Annotated in this window: 19 protein-coding genes; 7 read left to right on the forward strand and 12 right to left on the reverse strand. The window is 65.3% G+C overall.

The window, feature by feature from the left end:
* Positions 1 to 2 precede the first annotated feature (2 nt).
* The 8 genes from gspN to gspG all read right to left on the reverse strand — a co-directional run bounded on the left by gspN (position 3) and on the right by gspG (position 5,991).
* Positions 3 to 812, reverse strand: coding sequence for a type II secretion system protein N (gene gspN, locus KW832_RS02235; protein ID WP_370628604.1), 810 nt, complete (start codon positions 810 to 812; stop codon positions 3 to 5).
* Between the two features lie 28 nt (positions 813 to 840).
* Positions 841 to 1,398, reverse strand: a complete 558-nt coding sequence (gene gspM / locus KW832_RS02240) for a type II secretion system protein GspM (protein ID WP_055398546.1) — start codon at positions 1,396 to 1,398, stop codon at positions 841 to 843.
* Positions 1,395 to 2,663: a type II secretion system protein GspL gene (gspL, locus tag KW832_RS02245; RefSeq protein ID WP_218298791.1), complete on the reverse strand. Its 1,269-nt coding sequence runs from the start codon at positions 2,661 to 2,663 to the stop codon at positions 1,395 to 1,397. The genes gspM and gspL overlap by 4 nt, the downstream gene beginning before the upstream one ends.
* A gap of 82 nt (positions 2,664 to 2,745) precedes the next feature.
* The gene (gene gspK, locus KW832_RS02250) at positions 2,746 to 3,732 is read right to left on the reverse strand and encodes a type II secretion system minor pseudopilin GspK (protein ID WP_255577465.1); all 987 of its coding nucleotides are present in this window, start codon (positions 3,730 to 3,732) and stop codon (positions 2,746 to 2,748) included.
* A gap of 128 nt (positions 3,733 to 3,860) precedes the next feature.
* Positions 3,861 to 4,538: a type II secretion system protein J gene (locus KW832_RS02255; protein WP_370633120.1), complete on the reverse strand. Its 678-nt coding sequence runs from the start codon at positions 4,536 to 4,538 to the stop codon at positions 3,861 to 3,863.
* Positions 4,539 to 4,620: 82 nt separating this feature from the next.
* Positions 4,621 to 5,007: a type II secretion system minor pseudopilin GspI gene (gene gspI / locus KW832_RS02260; protein WP_055398542.1), complete on the reverse strand. Its 387-nt coding sequence runs from the start codon at positions 5,005 to 5,007 to the stop codon at positions 4,621 to 4,623.
* On the reverse strand, positions 5,004 to 5,519 hold the full coding sequence (locus KW832_RS02265) for a prepilin-type N-terminal cleavage/methylation domain-containing protein (protein ID WP_255484830.1): 516 nt from the start codon (positions 5,517 to 5,519) through the stop codon (positions 5,004 to 5,006). Before KW832_RS02265 ends, gspI begins: the two co-directional genes overlap by 4 nt.
* Positions 5,520 to 5,550: 31 nt before the next feature.
* Positions 5,551 to 5,991: a type II secretion system major pseudopilin GspG gene (gene gspG, locus KW832_RS02270; protein ID WP_121422325.1), complete on the reverse strand. Its 441-nt coding sequence runs from the start codon at positions 5,989 to 5,991 to the stop codon at positions 5,551 to 5,553.
* 72 nt (positions 5,992 to 6,063) lie between these two features.
* On the opposite strand from gspG, the gene KW832_RS02275 reads away from it, so the two are divergent.
* Positions 6,064 to 6,519, forward strand: a complete 456-nt coding sequence (locus tag KW832_RS02275) for a type II secretion system protein N (protein WP_218298788.1) — start codon at positions 6,064 to 6,066, stop codon at positions 6,517 to 6,519.
* 31 nt (positions 6,520 to 6,550) lie between these two features.
* Here KW832_RS02275 and KW832_RS02280 read toward each other — a convergent pair whose 3' ends face one another.
* The 3 genes from KW832_RS02280 to ilvA all read right to left on the reverse strand — a co-directional run bounded on the left by KW832_RS02280 (position 6,551) and on the right by ilvA (position 9,574).
* Positions 6,551 to 7,132 carry a histidine phosphatase family protein gene (locus KW832_RS02280; RefSeq protein WP_370628625.1) on the reverse strand — a complete coding sequence of 194 codons (582 nt, stop codon included), beginning with the start codon at positions 7,130 to 7,132 and terminating at the stop codon, positions 6,551 to 6,553.
* Positions 7,123 to 7,929, reverse strand: coding sequence for an adenosylcobinamide-GDP ribazoletransferase (cobS, locus tag KW832_RS02285; protein ID WP_218298786.1), 807 nt, complete (start codon positions 7,927 to 7,929; stop codon positions 7,123 to 7,125). The genes KW832_RS02280 and cobS overlap by 10 nt, the downstream gene beginning before the upstream one ends.
* An 82-nt stretch (positions 7,930 to 8,011) precedes the next feature.
* Complete coding sequence (gene ilvA, locus KW832_RS02290) at positions 8,012 to 9,574, reverse strand: threonine ammonia-lyase, biosynthetic (protein ID WP_218298785.1); 1,563 nt, start codon at positions 9,572 to 9,574, stop codon at positions 8,012 to 8,014.
* Positions 9,575 to 9,928: 354 nt separating this feature from the next.
* Between ilvA and KW832_RS02295 the strand changes: the two genes are divergently transcribed.
* Entirely contained in the window at positions 9,929 to 10,378 is a 450-nt protein-coding gene (locus KW832_RS02295) for an OsmC family protein (protein WP_218298784.1), read from the forward strand.
* A gap of 176 nt (positions 10,379 to 10,554) precedes the next feature.
* On the opposite strand, the gene coq7 is transcribed toward KW832_RS02295, so the two are convergent.
* Positions 10,555 to 11,172: a 2-polyprenyl-3-methyl-6-methoxy-1,4-benzoquinone monooxygenase gene (gene coq7 / locus KW832_RS02300; RefSeq protein ID WP_218298783.1), complete on the reverse strand. Its 618-nt coding sequence runs from the start codon at positions 11,170 to 11,172 to the stop codon at positions 10,555 to 10,557.
* Between the two features lie 315 nt (positions 11,173 to 11,487).
* Between coq7 and KW832_RS02305 the strand changes: the two genes are divergently transcribed.
* The 5 genes from KW832_RS02305 (at position 11,488) to KW832_RS02325 (ending at position 18,848) form a co-directional block, all read left to right on the forward strand.
* Positions 11,488 to 12,576, forward strand: a complete 1,089-nt coding sequence (locus KW832_RS02305) for a porin (protein WP_176888350.1) — start codon at positions 11,488 to 11,490, stop codon at positions 12,574 to 12,576.
* A gap of 361 nt (positions 12,577 to 12,937) precedes the next feature.
* A complete protein-coding gene (locus tag KW832_RS02310) occupies positions 12,938 to 14,518 on the forward strand; it encodes an ABC transporter substrate-binding protein (protein ID WP_121422332.1) in 1,581 nt (526 codons plus the stop codon).
* A 318-nt stretch (positions 14,519 to 14,836) separates the two neighbouring features.
* On the forward strand, positions 14,837 to 15,817 hold the full coding sequence (locus KW832_RS02315) for an ABC transporter permease (RefSeq protein ID WP_121422333.1): 981 nt from the start codon (positions 14,837 to 14,839) through the stop codon (positions 15,815 to 15,817).
* Positions 15,818 to 15,965: 148 nt separating this feature from the next.
* Positions 15,966 to 17,183, forward strand: coding sequence for a M20 aminoacylase family protein (locus tag KW832_RS02320; protein ID WP_218298782.1), 1,218 nt, complete (start codon positions 15,966 to 15,968; stop codon positions 17,181 to 17,183).
* 84 nt (positions 17,184 to 17,267) lie between these two features.
* Positions 17,268 to 18,848 (forward strand): ABC transporter substrate-binding protein, encoded by a 1,581-nt coding sequence (locus KW832_RS02325; protein WP_029413932.1) that lies wholly within the window; start codon positions 17,268 to 17,270, stop codon positions 18,846 to 18,848.
* Positions 18,849 to 18,944 lie beyond the last annotated feature (96 nt).

Genomic DNA, 18,944 nt, shown 5'->3' on the forward strand with positions numbered 1-18,944 from the left:
GTTCAACCCACGGTGATGATGGAGCGCGCGCCGTTGCGCCGTCCAATGATGTTCAGAAGATTCGACAGGGCGGCTTCGCGCTCGGGGGTGGCGCTGGCCTCGCCCGCAAAGCGCAGGCGGTTGCCCACCCACTGGCCGGTGCCGTTGAGCTGCAGGTGTCCGTCCAGCGTGCTCAGCGTGAGCGTGGGCGCCTCGCCGCCCTGCACCGCCAGCCGGTAGCTGCCCATGGGGCGCAGGGTGGACAGGCGGGACGACATGGCCCGTGCATCCAGCTGCACCTGGCCTGCCAGGGACATGCGTCCGGCACTCCAGCGCATGGTGAAGCCACGGGTCTGCAGCGCCAGCTGGCCCTGGGGCTGCAGCGTGTTCCAGGGCGTGCCCAGCCCGGTCAGCACGGAGGCCGGCCACAGGCTCTCGCCGTCGATGATGGTCAGGCTCATACCGGACCAGCCGGCACTCGCCTGCAGTCGCAGGGGTGTAGGGGTGCAGCAGCTGGCATTCAGTTGCGCGTGCAAGCCACCCCAGCCGGGGCGGATGCGCCAGTCCAGGCGGCTGGGCAGGGCGGCGCTGTCCTGGCTGGCCGAGCCCCCCGTCAGCACCAGTTGGGCCGAACCTGTCCAGACCGTACCGCGTGCCTGCAGCAACTGTACCTGTCCGCCCGTTGCGCTGGCGACGCTTTGTGCCAGCCAGTGCGCGGGTGCAAACGCCACCACGGCAGGCACTACGCCCGCCACAGCGCCGACCAGCGCCCAGCCCCATGCGCTGCGGGGAGTGCGGGGTACGGGTTTTCGGTGTCGTGAGGAGGTGGCCACGGGAGAGAGTGTCTGTGCGGGGGCTGATTCAGGGCTGGGCAGGCGGCAGGGCCAGCACCAGGGTGCCGTCCCAACGCGGCATCGCCGTGGCCGCGTTGCCCAGTTTGACCGGTGCCGGGGCGTTGGGCGCGGAGCCTGCAGGGGCAGCGCTGCGCGTCAGGCGTGCCTCCACCGGGGCGGCGCGGGCGTTGCTGCGCGCCTGGGCCAGCCATTGGGCCAGCGCATCGGCGGGAGCGCCTTTGAGCGTGACGGTGGCGCGGTCGCCCACCACATTGAGCTGGGCCGTATTGCCCAGGCGCTGTGTGAGCGCGGTACGCAGCGCACCGACGGAATCGCCGCGCGTGTTGCGCGGGGCCGACTGCAGCTGCTGCGCTTCGGCGCGCAGGCCTTGCATGCGCTGCAGCTGTGAGTCCAGCTCGGCATGGCGCGCGGGTGCGGCGCGCAACGTGGACAGGGCCGGGGCCACGGCCAGCCACCACAGCAGGGCAAACGCGACGAGGCCACCTGCGGCCAGGACCAGGGTCTGCTCACGGGGGGCCAGGGCCTGCCAGCGGGCGCGCAGGGCGGGAGAGGTGATGACAGTCATGGTGTGCCTTCAGCGCGCAGCAGCAGGCTGCCGTCGTCCAGCCGGGCCCGGTAGCCCGCAGCCTGCAGGCGTGCCGAGAGCACGGTTTCTTCATCGGGGGCCAGCGTGACGCCGCGCAGGCGCAGCTCGCCGGGGGCGTATTCGATGCCGGTGGGCTGGCGGCCGCTGGGCAGGGAGGCTCCGGCGGCGGCAAGCAGGGGCTCCAGGTCGCGGGCGGAGACAGCGCCGGCCGCTTGCCGCAGCTGGGCCAGTTCGCGCTCCATCTGCACCGGGGCATCCACCACCACCTGCACCTTGGGGAAGGTCTGGGTCAGCGTGGACCGCACGGCCGCCTGCTTGGCGGCCAGCGCCTTGCGCTCTTGCCAGGCCCAGGCATTGATCCCCACCAGATGCGCCACCACCAGCAGTGCCGCGCCCCAGCGCGCTGCGCGCCACTGCGGGGCGTTCAGCAGTGCGCTGGCCAGGCTGCCTGCCTTGCGCAGCGCCCGGGTGCGGCCGGTGCTGGCCAGATCGAACTGGGCCAGATCCCAGTCGCCGCGCGCGGCGTCCAGCGCCCGCTGGCTGGCCGTGTGCAGAGCCACGCGCTGGCCCAGCGTGCGCTCTGCCAGGGCCGCGACCGCAGGCTCGGCGCGCACCACGGGCGCATCGTCTCCGTCCGTGGCCGCATCCTGGGGGAGCCCGGCACGGGCCAGCATCACGGAGGCAATGGACAGGGGCAACACGGCCACGCCGTGGTCGGCGCCCTGCCCAGTCAGCACCACGCAGGCGTCTTCGGGGGTGCCCAGGGCGCACAGCTCGGGGCGGCCACTTTGGGTGGGGCCGGGGGCGAATTCAGGCACGACACGTGACACGCGGCGACCAGCGGCTTCCAGGGCCTGCAGGTTGTCGCGCAGCCAGGTGCGGTCGCACACCGCTACCCACACGGGTTCTCCGGGATTGGCATCCGGCTGGATGGCAAAGTGCAGCTGCGATGCGTCGTCGAGCAGGCGGTCTTCAAGCAGGCCCTCCAGCACCGACCGCAGGCGCGGTGTCTGCTGGCCCGCGCCCAGTGCCAGGCCGGGCGGCAGTTGCACCCGTTGCCAAGACAGCGCCCGGGCGGGCACCACGGCCACCACTTCGCCGCCGGGGCGCGTGGGTTCGGGCAGCAGCGCGGCCGGGGCAGTGGCGTGGCGAAGGGCAGTGTGGCCGTCCGCCGTCAGCGTGTAGCTGTACTCGGTGGCCGGCCCCGGACGGGCCGGCGGCAGGAAAAGGATGAGGGTGCTCATGGACAGGTTTTGCGGGCCATTTTAGGGGGCGGGCTTGACAGTGCGGGCCGAACCTGCGGATGTGTTGCAGATGTGTCAGATTTCAGCGCTGCGCCTCCCGAGCGCCCGGGGCGGTTTCGCGGTCAAAAGCACCCCGTTCGCGCCACAGGGTGGTGACCTCGATGCCCTGTTTGCGCACCAGGGATCGCTCGTCCACCATGGCATCGCCCAGGCGCAGGCGGCCGCGCACCTCAAAGTACGAAGAGGCCACGGCATGGGCGCCTTCATTGATGTCGATGCTGGCACCCAGCAGGTCGCGCACCTCGCTGAGCGTGCGGAAATGCCGGGCCTCGCGGGCCTGCAGCATCTTTTGGGCGCTGGCCATGTCCAGGCCGTCGATGGCGGCCAGCAGCACGTCGATGTCGGCGGTGTTGAGGTTGACCGGCGCGCGCACGGGCAGCAGAGTCACGTGGGGCGCCAAGCGGGCCACGGTGGCGGGCGCCAGGCCCAGCCAGCCCAGTTGCGACATGGTGGGGGGCAGCAGCGGGGCGTTCGTGCTGTCGGTGCCGGTGGTGGCCTGCGCGCGCCGCAGGGCGTCGGTGAGCAGGCTCAGCTCCTGCAGCGGCAGGCCCAGGCGCTCGAACAGCCGCGTGAACTGCCGCAGTGCCAAGGTCTGAACATTGCCGTTGTCGACCAGGTTGGTCAGATTCAGGCGGCCCTGCATGTCCGAGATCTGCCCCGACAAAAAGGCCTCGGTGGTGTCGGTGGTGGCGTCGTCCACCTGGCTGACGTTCTTGTCGGCCGCGAGAAAGGTGGACAGCCGTGCCTCCTGCAGCGGCACGGCCCAGGGCTCGGCCAGGTGGTCCGCACCGCCCGAGCGCCCGTCTTCGCGCAGGATCAGGCGCGACCAGTCGAGCGCGCCGACCAGAATCCAGGTGGACTGCACGCGGCCGCGCTCGGCCGTCTCGACCTCGACCGCGCGCCATTGCTGCCACATGGACGCCGCTGCAAAGGTTGCCACGAGGGTGACCGTGAGCATGGCCAGCAGCAGCGCCGCACCGCGTTCCCTGCGGACCGGGCGCGGCCCCATGTGGCGTCCCCCTGGAGCGCTGTGAAACTGGCGCGGCCCAGGCCCGTGCCACCGTGGAGCTGGCTTTGCCAGGCCACCGGTGGCGTCCCCTTGGGGGGAGGCGGCGCAGCCGCTCAGGGGGGGGCTGATCATGTCCGACCCCCACCCAGCACGGGGTTCACCCAATCGCGTGTGAGCCGCCCCACCAGGGCCTGACCGGGCGGCAGGGTGATCTGCAGGCGCACGCCGTCTGGGATGGCCGAGGTGCCCACCGGGGTGGTGCCACTGCTGGACAGCGGGTTGGACCACGCACCGCCCCGGTAGTAGAAGATCTGCCAGTCCTCCAGCGGCAGCAGCGTCATCTCATGGCGCCGCTCGGCGTCGCCCGGGCTGCGCGCCCACTGCGCGGCCAGCTGCCACGCCTCCTGCCATTCGGCGCGCGTGCGCACCGGGGGCGACTGCCAGCGCATCCACTGGCCCACACCCTGGCCGCCCCGGCGCGTCCAGCCCACCACCAGGGCGCCCTCGTCGGGCACTGCACTGGTGCGCCGCGTCAAACGCAGCACCTGGCCGTCCCAGTCGAGCGGCGTGGTATTGGCAATGGGCAGCAGTGCATCCAGGTCCGTGCCCCACTGGCCCAGGGCAGACTGCAGCACCAGCATCTCGTCGGCCCGCTGGCGCGTGATCTCCTGCGCCCGCACCATTCCATCCAGCCCTCGCCAGCTCAGGATGGCCAGCAGGCTCATCACCGCAATGGCCAGCAGCAGCTCCACCAGCGTGAAGCCGCGCGCGCCTTTCAAAACCGGCGCGGCGCGAGGCCAGTGCACCCGTGGAACTGGCTCTGCCAGGCCACCGGGTGCGTCCCCCCCAAGGGGGGAGGGCGCGAAGCGACTCAGGGGGGACATCTGGTCAATACCTTCCGATGATGGTCGAGATGCGCAGGATCGAGTTGTCGCCATCCAGCACCTGCGCGTCCATCCGGCGAAAGCTCGGGTTGGGCGTGGGCCGCACGATCAGGGCCACGGTGAGCTGGCGCCCGGCCTGTTCGCAGGTGACCTGGCTGTCGCCCACGCTGGGCATCTGGCGCGACAGGCGCGCATAGACCAGTTCGTTCTCGGCACACAACTGGGCCAGCACGATGTCTGACTGGCGCAGCGCGTTGCGTGTGAGCGCCGTGGTGGCCTGCAGCCCCGCCATCAGTGCAATAGCCACGATGCTGAGCGCCACCAGCACCTCCACCAGCGTGAAGCCGCGCTGCCGCCTGCAACGGCGTTGGGGGGGCAGGGTTGACTTCATTGGACGGTCTCGACGGTGAAGGGGCGCACCCCGTCGGTGGCAATGCGCAGCGTGCGCTCGGGATAGGCCTGGTGGGTGATCAGCACCTGCTGGGGGCCAATGAGGGGCTCTGGCCCCAGCACCAGCAGCGTGGGCGCGCGCACCGTGGTGCCCGCATCCAGCCACTGGCCGGGCATCGCCGCCAGTGCGCTGGGCGGCAGGCCCTCGAACCGGAACCCTCCGGCATCGGCACGCCAGCGCACGGGCATTCCCCCGGCGCGCGACTGCGCACGCGCAGATTCCAGTAACGCCGCCAGCCGGGCTGCCTCGCGCTCGACCAGCGTCTGCCCGCTGTCGCGCATGGCGATGCTCACACCGGCGGTGGCCAGGGCAATGATGCTGATGACCACCAGCAACTCAAGGAGGGTGAAGCCCCCCTGAGCCGCCGCGCGGCTTCCCTTCGGGGGGGAGATGCCGATGGCCTGGCGAAGCCAGTTCCACGACATCCCTGGCCGAGGGAGCGCCAGCTTCATGGAGCAGGGGTCTGTCGCGAAGAGCCGGTCGTCATTGCCAACTGCCAATATCAGCATCCTTGCCTTCACCGCCCGACTGCCCATCGGCGCCGAACGACATCACGTCGATCTCGCCCTTGATGCCAGGGTTCAGGTACTGGTACGGACGGCCCCAGGGGTCGTTGGGCAGTTTTTCGAGGTACAGCTTCCAGTTGTTGGGCACGGGGCCCGAGCTGGGCTTGACGATCAGCGATTGCAGGCCTTGCTCGGCCGTGGGGTAGCGCTGGTTGTCCAGGCGGTACAGCTTGAGCGCCTGCATGATGTTGGTGATGTCGGTGCGGGCAGCGGTCACGCGGGCGTCGTCAGCGCGTTCCAGCACATTGGGCACGATGAGGGCGGCCAGCACGCCGATGATGACGAGCACCACCATCAGCTCGATGAGGGTGAAGCCACGGGCCACGTTCGTGGCCAGGCGGTGGCGGGCGGAGCGCAAGAGGAGGGGGAAAGAAGTGTTCACTGCTGGCGGTCTCTCGGATGGTCGAATCGCGTGAATCATAATCCCCGCATGGTGACCAATACGTACAGCAAATGGGGCGTCCGCCTGGGGACTCTGGCGCTATGGGCCGCCGCAGGAGCCAGCGTGGTTTTTTGGGGGCTGCGCCTGTCGGCCCCTGCGACCGGAGCGGCTGCGCCCGTGGTGCTGCCACCCCCCGTGGCGCCCGATGCGCAGGCTCTGGCCCGGCTGCTGGGGGCTGCGCCCGCTGCCCCGGGGGTGGTCGCAGCCGCCCCGGTGGCAACACTGGCCAGCCGCTTCGCACTGATCGGAGTGCTCTCGGGCCGCAACAGCGGGGGCGGCGCCGCGCTGATCGCGGTGGATGGCAAACCCGCCAAGCCGTTCCGCGTGGGCGCCGCGGTGGATGAAGGGCTGGTGCTGCAGGCGCTGGGCCCACGCCAGGCGCAACTGGGGCGCGATGCTGATGGCCCCGCCACGCTGACGCTGGACATGCCGCTCAAGCGTTGATGCTTGATGCCGGGGCAGGGGGCTCCGGCTCCTATCCCAGTTCGATCCTCTCCCACTGGCCCCAGCCCGGCGCGGCAACGGGCCATTCTTCCGAGCACGGCAGCACGCCGTTGCCGTGCGCCCTCAGCCACGCCACGCTGCGGATGACCCCCGCGTGGGTGATCCACACCACATCCTGTGTGGCCCCGGGGTCGTGGTCCTGCAGCGCAGCCGCCACGCGGGCCAGCACCGCCGCCAGGTTTTCCCCCAGGCCAGGGCGGTAGCTCGCGAAGGCGGCCGTCCAGGCGTCGATGTCGCTGCGGGCAATGGAATCCCAGGCCTGCCCCTCCCAGCTGCCAAAGTCCATTTCGCGCAGGCGGGCGTCGGGTTTTGATGCCAAATCGGGCCGCAGCGCTTGAAGCTCTAGCGCAAGCTGCTCGCATCTTTGTAGCGTGGAGTGAATCACCCGCGCCTGGGGTGGCACCGCGGCGGCCAGGTGTTCTGCGGCAGCGCGCGTGGCGGCGGGGTCGGCGGGGATGTCCAGCGCCCCGTAGCAGGTGCCGGGGGCCACCAGCGGCTGGGCGTGGCGCACCAGCCAAAGGCGAGTTTTGGGGGGGGCGCCGGTCACATCCAGCGCAAGGCCAGCGCCGCGCCCAGGTAAAAGCCAATTTCGCTGACCTGCTGCGTGGCACCCAGGCAGTCGCCGGTAAAACCCTGCAGCCTGCGCGCGAACCAGCGGGCCATCCAGGCGGCGGCAAGGGCGCTGCAGAGTACAGATGCTATAAAATAAATAGCTGATTGCGCTTGATAGACAAGCGCTAGCGGCATAAAACACCACAAAAATGCCGACAGCAGCGCGCCGCCCGAAATCTGGTCGGCCAGCGGTTTGCTTTTGGACCGGGCGGTGTCGCCCACATGCGGCAGGCTACGCACGATGAGCAGCGGCCAGAAACGCGACAGCACATGCGCCCCCACCAGCGCGGCCACGGCAGCCAGCAGGCTGTGGGCCCCCAGCAGCGCCAGCAGGCTGAGCTTGGCCAGCAGCGCCAGCACCAGCGCCATGGCCCCGAAGGCGCCGATGCGCGAGTCCTTCATGATGTCGAGTACCCGCTCGCGATCGGCGCTGCCGCCCAGGCCATCGGCCACATCGGCAAGCCCATCCTCGTGAAAGCCGCCGGTCATCAGCACCGTGGCGATGGTGCAGAACACGGCAGCCACTGCCGGGGCCAGCGGGTTGGGCGCCAGGGCCCAGTGCAATGCGGCATAGATGCCCGTGGACAGCAGCGCGGCCAGCCAGCCAATGCCCGGAAAGTGCGCCGCGCTGGCCCGCAGCATGGCGGGGCTGTAGCCGACCCAGTCTGCCAGCCGACCAGTGACCGGGATGCGGGTGAAAAACTGCACGGCCAGCAGATAGTGGCGCAGGGCTTGCATGGGTTGGCTAGGGCTATGTCAGATTTGATAGCTGCCAGCGCTTGATGGATAGCGCTGGAGGCCAATTTGGCCCATATTTTGGTTACTTGGATCGCAGGAACAGCCGGTAGGCCGGGTTCAGCGTCTCTTCCACATACGGATAGCCCAGCGTGGCCAGGAAGGCGTCGAACGTGGCGGCGTCCTCGGGTGGCACCTGCATGCCCACGAGGATGCGGCCATAGTCCGCGCCCTGGTTGCGGTAGTGGAACAGGCTGATGTTCCAGGTCGGCTGCATCAGGCTCAAAAACTTGAGCAGCGCGCCGGGCCGCTCGGGGAAGGTGAAGCGCATCAGCCGCTCGTCCTGCGCCAGGGCCGAATGCCCGCCCACCAGGTGGCGCAGATGCTCCTTGGCCAGTTCGTCGTGGGTCAGGTCCAGTGCCTCGAAGCCGTGGCGGCCGAAGTTCTTGGCGATTTTCTCCGACTCGCCCTTGCCATTGGTGGTGATGCCCACGAACACATGGGCCTGGGCGGCATCGCTGATGCGGTAGTTGAACTCGGTCACGTTGCGCGGGCCACCCGGCAGGCCGCCCACCACCTCGCAAAAGCGGCGGAAGCTGCCGCGTTCTTCGGGGATGGTGACGGCCAGCAGCGCCTCGCGCTCCTCGCCCACCTCGGCGCGCTCGGCCACAAAGCGCAGGCGGTCGAAGTTCATGTTGGCGCCGCACAGGATGGCGGCATAGGTTTCGCCCTTGGTTTTCTTTTCAGCAACGTACTGCTTGATGGCCGCCACGGCGAGAGCCCCTGCGGGTTCGACGATGCTGCGCGTATCCACAAAGATGTCCTTGATGGCGGCGCAGACGGCGTCGGTGTCCACCGTGATGAATTCGTCCACTAGGCCGCTGTGGGCGATGCGGAAGGTCTCCTCGCCCACCAGCTTGACGGCGGTGCCGTCCGAGAACAAACCCACGTCGGCCAGCGTCACGCGCTCATGTGCGTTGACGGACTGGATCATCGCGTCCGAGTCGTTCATCTGCACGCCGATCACCTTGATCTCGGGCCGCACGGCCTTGATGTAGTTGGCCACGCCCGAGATGAGCCCGCCGCCGCCAATGGCCACAAACACGGCATCGAGCTGGTTGCTGCCCAGGCTTTGCAGCTGGCGCAGGATCTCCATGGCGATGGTGCCCTGGCCGGCAATGACGTCCGGATCGTCGAACGGGTGCACGAAGGTCAGGCCCTGTTCCTTCTCCAGCTTCACCGAATGGCCGTAGGCATCGGAATAACTCTCGCCAAACAGCACCACCTCGCCGCCCAGCGTCTTCACGGCGTCGATCTTGAGCTGCGGCGTGGTGGTGGGCATCACGATGACGGCGCGCGTGCCCAGCTTGTGGGCGCTCATGGCCACGCCTTGCGCGTGGTTGCCGGCCGAGGCGCAGATCACCCCGCGTGCCAACTGCTCGGGCGTGAGGTGCGCCATCTTGTTGTAGGCACCCCGCAGCTTGAAGCTGAACACGGGCTGCTGGTCTTCGCGCTTGAGCAGCACTTTGTTGTGCAGGCGGCGGCTGAGGTTCTTGGCGGGCTCCAGCGCCGACTCCACCGCCACGTCGTACACGCGGGCGGTCAGGATTTTTTTCAGGTAGTCGGCGGGGGTGAGGTGCTGGGTCATGGCAGGGCAGGTGGGCCGCCACGGGGCAGCGGCGGGGGTCCACATCATAGGGGGTCGGTTTTTTGGGGCTGATTCGCAGCGGGAGGGCGCATCGAGGCCGGTTCAGCCAAAAAAAAGCCCCGGGCCGTGAGGCCTGGGGCTAATCCATCCTTTGAGGAGATGGAGGAGACAATCGGTGCGGGACAAGTGCCGGAAACCGGGCTTCTTGCCATCTGCCTTTTCCATCCAGAAAAAGCAGCGCTTGGTGGAAGTTTAGCGCGAGTCTTGTTGCATTGCAGCAAAATCAACACCAAATTTTTATTTCGCCGGGCCATTCCGTGCGAAAAAAACCACGCACCAAAAAGGAGATAGACCATGGAATGCACAGTCAGCTGGACCGGAGGCGCAGGAACCCGTTCTGGCATGGGCTTTGTGGCCGAGACCGGCAGCGGCCATGTTTTGACGATGGATGGCGCGCCCGATGCCGCCAATCCGGCCAACGGCGGGCTGAACCTGGCGCCCCGGCCCATGGAGACAGTGCTGGCCGGCACAGGCGGCTGCACGGCCTACGACGTGGTGCTCATCCTCAAGCGGGGCCGTCACGATGTGCGCGGCTGCAGCGTCAAGCTGACCACCGAACGCGCCCAGACGGACCCCAAGGTGTTCACCAAGATCCATATGCATTTCACCGTGACCGGCAAGGGTATCCCGCCCGCTGCGGTAGAGCGCGCGATCGCCATGAGCCATGACAAATACTGCTCGGCCAGCATCATGCTGGGCAAGACGGCGGAGATCACCACCGGGTTTGAAGTGGTCGAAGCATGAGGTAGACCTCCCCCTGGGTCGCCTGCGGCGCCTTCCCCCCAGGGGGACGACGCCAGTGGCCTGGCAAAGCCAGTTCCACGGCGTCTGCTGGCTTGGGCTGCGCCAGTTTTTGAGGTCGTCACGCGCGCGATGCCCCCTGGCGCACGCGGTCAGTGCGTGCGCAGTGCGGCCAGTGCTCAGAGGTAGTGCGCGGTGGTGGTCATCACCTTGGCTGCTACCTTCATCGCCGCCCGGGCGGGGGCCGGCAGTTCCAGCGCTCCGGATGCCCGTGCCTGGGCGGCATGGCGCTCCTCGTCGTCCTTCATACGGGCCACCACGGCCCGCGAGGGCAGGTCTTGTGCGGGAAGCCGTGCGAGGTGGCTTTGCAGGTGCGCCGCCACCTGGTTTTCCGTTTCCGCCACAAAACCCAGACTTGCCCGGTCGCTGACCTTGGCGGCGACCAGCCCCAGCGCGAAGGCGCCCGCAAACCAAAGGGGGTTCAGCAGGCTGGGCCGGGCGCCCAGCGCGTCCAGGCGCTGCTGGGTCCAGGCGAGATGGTCTGTTTCTTCGCGGGCGGCCTCCAGCAGGTGGGCTTGGAGCGCGGGGTCGCGCGTGATGGCTGCCTGCGCGGTGTACAGGGCTTGTGCGCAGACTTCGCCCACGTGGTTGACACGCATCAGCGCCCCCGCCAGCTTCTTCTGGGTGGGGTCGAGCGCTCCTTCGTCCATGCCGCGCGCCGGCGTGGGCTCGGATGCGCGGGGTGTTGCAAAAAGTGTGCGCAGTGCGGTGTCAGCCGCAATAAGCAAAGAGTCCATGGAGGCTTTCAGGTTGGCAAGAGCGCAGAAACACAATTTTCACTTGGATACAAATCTCAGGCGCTGGCAGGAGCCGCCACAAGGCGCAGCAGATCGATTTTGCCGGGGTTCATGGAAATGTTGCAACACTGCAACGATTTTTCCCTTTCGGGTCGATTGTGGGTGAATTCCTTTGCGAAACCTGGCCGGGTCTGGTGCAATAAGAGCAACTTCCCCACCAGGAGGTTGGCCCGGGGAACCGGCGGGACTGTGCAGGTGCTTTCACCATAGACCCCCCGTACCGGAGCCCGATGTTTAACCTTGGAGTAACTCGCAATGAAAAAATCCCTGATTGCCCTGGCTGTGCTGGCTGCTTCCGGCGCTGCAATGGCTCAATCGTCCGTAACCCTGTTCGGTATCGTTGACGCTACCTACGCATACGGTTCCGGTAGTGCCGGCAATAAGTCCCAACTGACGAACTCCGGCTACAACAGCAGCCGTCTGGGCTTCCGCGGTGTTGAAGATCTGGGTGGCGGCATGTCCGCTTCGTTCTGGCTCGAAGCTGGCGTGAACAATGACAACGGTTCCGGCGCTAACACCAGCACCAACAACCAAGCTAGCGGCTCCACTGGCGGTGGCGGCCTGACCTTCAACCGTCGTTCGACCGTCAGCCTGAACGGCGGCTTCGGTGAAGTGCGTCTGGGTCGTGACTACACCCCCCAATTCTGGAACCTGACCGTTTTTGATCCGTTTGGCACGAATGGCGTTGGCACCACCCAAACTATGGGTATTGGCTCTATCGCTACTCCCGCAGCTTACGCTGGCGGCGGATACACGAACGTTCGCGCTTCGAACTCCATTGGCTACTTTTTGCCCGGCAATCTGGGTGGCTTCTACGGCCAAGTTCAGTACTACATGGGTGAAAACCTGAGCGGTACGGCCACCAAGAAGGACGGCAATGGCTTGGCCTTGCGCGCTGGTTATGCCAACGGTCCCATCAATGTTGCATTGGCTTTCTCTGACACGAAGAATGTTGCGCTCGGCAACATCAAAACGGTGAACATCGGTGGTCAGTACGATCTGGGCGTTGCCAAGATCATGGCCCACTACAACCAAGACAACAACAACCGTGCAGACCGTGCAGACGGCAAGGGGTTCTTGATTGGTGGCCTGATTCCAGTGGGCGCTGGCGAAGTTCGTCTGTCTTACTCCACCTACAAGGCAGAAGTTGTTGGTGCTGACCCACGCACGAACAAGCTTGCTCTGGGTTATGTCCACAACCTGTCCAAGCGCACGGCTCTGTACGCTACGTACGCTCACGTGAGCAACAAGAACGGTGCTGGTACTGCTCTGAACGGCGCTTCGCTGACCTCGGCAAACGACAACTCCAACGGCTACGACTTCGGTATCCGTCACAGCTTCTAATATCGAGACTGGCTTCTGGCCAGTTACCGGTATCAAAGCTAAAAAAGCCGCCTTCGGGCGGCTTTTTTTTGTCTGCTGATTTGTGCTTGGTGGTTGGTTGTGCGGACTTCCTGTATGTAACTCCGGGTACATCCGCAATGCGGATCGGTCGGTTGACGTCGGGCAATGGCGTCCTTCGCACTGTCTCCGAGGTTTCTTCCTCCTGTTTGCTTTGGTGCAGATTCTTGGCACCATCCTTGCGTGCTGCTTCCATACAAAATCAGCCCTTAGAGGCCCTTCGTAGTGCCCGGGATTCAGGGATTTCCCGTTGGCTATAGAGCAACCTTTACTGCATAGTAAAACTTTTATTCAAGAGGGTTCCATGAAACTCAAATACAGTCTTTTGTCGGTGGCTGCGGCTGCTGCACTGCTTGCAGCACCAGCCCTGCATGCCAAGCCCTTCAAATGGGCAAGCCAGGGGGAAATCGCGACCTGGGATATCCATTCCCAGAACAACGCGCTCCAGAATGGCATCCATGCGAATGTGTATGAAAGCCTGGTTTACTACAACAGCAAGACCTTTGACGTAGAACCCGTGCTGGCAACGGCCTGGAAAGAAATCAGCCCCACGCAGGTGCGGTTCACGCTGCGCCAAGGCGTGAAGTTCCATGATGGTTCGGCCTTCACCGCTGACGATGCGGTGTATTCGCTGCAGCGCGCGATGGCCAAGACATCGAATTTCACCCCCTACATCCAGGGCATCAGCAAGATCAACAAGGTGGATGCGCAAACCATCGACGTCATCCTGACCGCTCCCAACCCTGTGCTGCTGCGTCAGATGACCGAACTGCGCATGATGAGCAAGGCCTGGGCGGAAAAGAACAAGTCGGTCGAACCCAAAGACATCAAGGGTACCGACGAAAACTTTGCCCACCGCAATGCCATGGGCACCGGTCCTTACACGCTGGAATCCTGGCAGCCTGATGTGAAGATGGTGTTCAAGCGTAACCCCAACTGGTGGGGCAAGATGGACGGGAACGTGACCGAAATCGTCTACACCCCGATCAAGTCTGCTGCCACACGCATTGCAGCCCTGCTGTCGGGCGAAGTGGACATGGTGCTCGACCCCACTCCCCAGGATCTGGGCCGCTTGCGCGCCAGCCCCGACCTCAAGGTGATTGACGGCATTGAGAACCGCACCATCTTCCTGGGTATGGACCAGTTCCGCGACGAACTGCCAGGCTCCAACATCAAGGGCAAAAATCCGCTCAAGGACGTGCGCGTGCGCAAGGCCCTGTACCAGGCGATTGACGCAGAAACCATTTCCCGCAACATCATGCGTGGCCTGGGCAAGCCCACGGGCACCATCGTGGCCCCACAGGTGGCGGGTTATACCGAGGCCGTTGGCAAGCGTTTCCCCTACAGCGTTGAAGCCTCCAAGAAGCTGCTGGCCGAGGCTGGTTACCCCGATGGTTTTGAGGTGGACTTTGCCTGCCCCAACAACCGCTACATCAATGACGAAGCCATCTGCCAGGCCGTAACTGCCATGTGGTCGCGTGTGGGCGTGAAGGCCAAGCTGCGCACGCTGCCCCTGGTCAATTACTTCCCGATGATCCAGCGCTACGAAGCCAGCATCTACATGCTGGGCTGGGGAGTGCCGACCTTCGATGCGCTGTACAGCCTGCAATCGCTGGTCCGCACTGTGGGCCAAGGTGGTGACGGTAACTACAACGTGGGCCGCTACAGCAACCAGCGCATGGACTATCTGGTGGACCGCATCAAGGCAGAAACCGATGCACCCGTGCGCGCCCGCATGCTGACGGAAGCGCTGCAACTGTCCAACGACACCGTGTCCCACATTCCTCTGCATGACCAGGTGATCCCATGGGCCGTGAAGAAGAACATTGAACTGGTTCACCGCGCGGATAACCGCGTGGACATGCGCACCGTCAAGGTGAATTGACCGGTGCCTGACACACTGAGAGCAAGGGCCTAGGGATGACCTGCATAACCCTCGTGAGGCTGTGGTAGTGCGGATCGGGATGGGCTGCAAGGCGTCTTTTTGCAGCCAATAGCCAAGCTATTGGCAAGAAAAGCAACGCAGCGGACCGCCCGAGACTGCGCTATCACAGACCGCAGGGAGTGATACAGGTCATCCCCAGAGGCCCTTGCTTTCTTTGTTTTGTTTTCTGGTCCGGTTTGACGACCGCTTATTGCCTGCCAGCGCCCTGCCATCAAAAGTGGCTGCGGCGTTCCCATCGAACACTCAATCGACTCTCCGATGCTCGCCTTTATATTGCGCCGCCTGATACAGGCTGTGATTGTCATGGTCACGGTGGCCTTCATCTCCTTCATGCTGTTCCAGTACGTGGGAGACCCTGTGGTGTTCCTGCTGGGCCAGGACGCCACCCCCGAGCAGATCCGCGAACTGCGCGCCTCGCTCGGCCTGGACAAGCCCTTTTTCGTACAGTTCTGGCATTTCTTGGTCAACGCAGCCCAGGGCGAATTCGGCCTGAGCCTGCGCCAGGGTGCCAAGGTTTCGCGGCTGATTGCAGAGCGCTTTCCTGCCACACTGGAGCTTGCCTTGGTGGCTGCTTTCCTGGCCCTGGTCATTGGCGTGCCCATGGGCGTGTATGCAGCCCTCAAGCGCGGCACCTTCACAAGCCAGCTGTTCATGACCATCTCACTGCTGGGCGTGTCGCTGCCAACGTTCCTGATCGGCATCCTGCTGATTCTGGTGTTCGCTGTCACCCTGGGCTGGTTCCCCAGCTTCGGGCGCGGTGAAGTGGTACAGATGGGATGGTGGAGCACGGGCCTGCTCAAGGCCAAGGGCTGGCACCACATCACGCTGCCTGCCATCACGCTGGCGATCTTCCAGCTCACGCTGATCATGCGGCTGGTGCGCGCAGAAATGCTGGAGGTGCTGCGCACCGACTACATCAAGTTCGCACGCGCCCGGGGCCTGTCCAATCGCGCCATTCACTTCGGCCATGCGCTCAAGAACACGCTGGTGCCCGTGATGACGATCACCGGCCTGCAGCTGGGTGGTCTGATTGCCTTCGCCATCATCACCGAGACCGTGTTCCAGTGGCCCGGCATGGGCCTGCTGTTCATCCAGGCCGTGACCTTTGCCGACATTCCGGTGATGGCCGCCTACCTGTGCCTGATCGCCTTGATCTTTGTGGTGATTAATCTGGTGGTGGACCTGTTGTATTTTGCGGTCGACCCACGCCTGCGCGTAGGCAAGGCAGGAGGGCATTGAATGAACTCCCCCTTGAGTCGCTTCGCGCCATCCCCCCAAAGGGGGGACGCTCCCAGCGCGGCGGGGCGGCCCTTGCGCGGGAGCGCTGGCCTGTGCCGCGCCGGTTTTGCCGGCTGCTGGCGCTGCACGAGCTTTCGGGACGCCTGACATGCAGTCGCTTCGATACAAAGCCGGAGGCCGGGCGTTTGCGCACATCGCGCAGTACCACCCCGAGCTGACCGCGCTGCGCCGGGACCTGCATGCCCACCCTGAGCTGGGTTTCGAGGAGATCTACACCAGCACGCGCGTCAAAGAGGCCCTGAAGCTCTGCGGCGTGGACGAGATCCACGACGGCATTGGCCGCACGGGAGTCGTGGGCGTGATCCGCGGCCGCAGCACCTCCAGTGGCAGCATGGTCGGCCTGCGTGCCGACATGGATGCGCTGCCGCTGGCCGAGCACAACGATTTCTCCTGGAAGTCGTGCAAGCCGGGCCTCATGCATGGCTGCGGCCACGACGGCCACACCGCCATGCTGGTGGGGGCTGCGCGCTACCTGGCCGAGACCCGCAACTTCGACGGCACAGCCGTGCTCGTGTTCCAGCCGGGCGAAGAAGGTTTTGCTGGCGCTCGCGTCATGATGGAAGACGGCCTGTTCGACCGTTTTCCGGTGCAGTCCATCTACGCCATGCACAACTGGCCCGCGATGAAGCCCGGCACCGTGGGCATCAACTCCGGCCCCATGATGGCTGCGGCGGATCGCTTCACCATCGAGATCACGGGACGTGGCGGCCACGGTGCCCATGCCTACCAGACGGTGGACGTGCTGGTTGTGGCCGCGCACATCATTACGGCCGCGCAAAGCATCGTCTCGCGCAATGTGCGCCCCATTGAAAGCGCCGTGGTCAGCATCTGCGCCGCACAGGCTGGCGACCTGGGGGCCTTCAGTGTGCTGCCGGGCTCTGCCACCCTGGTGGGCACCGTGCGGACATTCGATCCGGTCGTGCAGGAGATGGTGGAAAAGCGCCTCAAGGAGCTGTGCAACGCCATCGCCCTGGGCTTTGGCGCCACGGCCACGGTGCACTACGAGCGCATCTACCCTGCCACGATCAACAGCGAAAGCGAAGCCATCTTTGCTGGCGACGTGGCCGAATCCCTGCTGGGTGCTGACCATGTGGTGCGTGACCTGGAGCCCAGTATGGGCGCCGAGGACTTCGCCTTCATGCTCCAGACCCGCCCCGGTGCCTATCTGCGCATCGGCCAGGGCACAGGGGCCAGTGGCAGCGCCTTGCACAACAGCCGCTACGACTTCAACGACGACATCCTGCCCCTGGGCTCAGCGCTGCACGCAAGCCTTATCGAGCAGGCCATGCCTTTGGCGGTGGCTTGAAGCACCGTCCAGCTTGCCTGCCCATTTGCACTACCGCGCCACGGCCCAACCCTTTCCCCCGCTTTCCCCAACCTGGAGGTTTCCATGAAATTCCATAAAAAAATCGCTCTGACCGCTCTCTTCACCGCGTTGGCGGCGGCGAGCCTGGTGGCCCAAGCTCAGACCATCCGCATCGCCAACCAGGGTGACTCGCTGTCGATGGACCCCCACTCTCTCAATGAGTCGCTGCAGCTGAGCGTCACCGGCAACGTCTATGAGCCGCTGGTCGGCCGCAACAAGGACCTCAGCCTGGCGCCTGCCCTGGCGACGAGCTGGAAGCAGACGTCGCCCACCGTGTGGCGTTTCGAGTTGCGCAAGGGCGTGCAATTCCACGACGGCACCCCTTTCACGGCCGATGACGTGGTGTTCAGCTTCGGGCGCACCCAAGTGGAAGGCTCGGACATGAAGAGCTACACCAACGACTTCAAGGAAGTGCGCAAGATCGACGACCACACGGTCGAAATCGAAACCAAGACCCCCTTCCCGATCCTGCCGGATGTGATCTCGCTCGTGTACATGATGAGCAAGAAGTGGTGCGAGACCAACCAGGCCCTGGGCCCGGTGGACCGCCGCAAGGGCATCGAGAACGCCGCCTCGTTCCGTGCCAACGGCACGGGCCCCTTCCGCCTGCGTGAGCGCCAGCCCAACGTGCGCTCGGTGTTTACACGCAACGGCAGCTACTGGGGCAAGATCGAAGGCAACGTCAGCGAAGTCGTTTTCACCCCCATCGGCAACGATGCGACCCGTGTGGCCGCCCTGCTTTCGGGCGAGGTGGACGTGATGGAACCCGTACCCGTGCAGGACATCGAACGCGTGAACGGCAGCGCCAACACCCGTGCCATCACCGGCCCCGAACTGCGCACCATCTTCCTGGGCATGGACCAAAAGCGTGACGAGCTGCTGTACTCCAACGTCAAGGGCAAGAACCCCTTCAAGGACAAGCGTGTGCGCCAGGCCTTCTACCAGGCCATCGACATCGAAGGGATCAAGAAGACCGTGATGCGTGGTGCATCCAACCCCTCGGCCCTGCTCGTGGGTCCCGGCATCAATGGCTTCCAGCCTGACGCGAAGCGCCTTCCCTACGACGTCGAAGCTGCCAAGAAGCTGATGGCCGAAGCCGGCTATCCCAACGGCTTCGAAGTGGCCATGAACTGCCCGAACGACCGCTACGTGAATGATGGCCGCATCTGCCAGACGGTGGCCGCCAACCTCTCGCGCATCAACGTCAAGATCAACCTGCAGGCCGAAACCAAGGGCACCTACTTCCCCAAGGTGCTGCGCCGCGACACCAGCTTTTACATGCTGGGCTGGACGCCCGCCACCTACGACTCGCACAACGCGCTCAACGCCCTCATGCGCTGCGTGGATGACAAGGGGTCCGGCCAGTTCAACCTGGGCGCCTACTGCAACCCCAAGGTCGATGAGCTGACACTCAAGATCCAGGCCGAGACCGACAAGGTCAAGCGCAACGCGATGATCAAGGAAGTCTTCGATCTGCACGCTGCCGATGTTGGCCACATTCCCCTGCACCAGCAAGCGCTGGCCTGGGGCGTGGGCAAGAACGTCAAGCTCGTGCAGCTGGCCGACAACTTCATGCACTTCAAGTGGATGAGCATCACCAAGTAAGAAGGGGTGCAGAAGTCCCTACGTTAGTCGATCGCAGAGAAAAGAGAGAACGACCGGTTCTTTGAACGTCCACACCAACGCATGGCCGCTACCCGG

Source organism: Acidovorax sp. sif0632 (assembly GCF_019218805.1).
In the GTDB taxonomy this organism is placed as follows: domain Bacteria; phylum Pseudomonadota; class Gammaproteobacteria; order Burkholderiales; family Burkholderiaceae_C; genus Acidovorax; species Acidovorax facilis.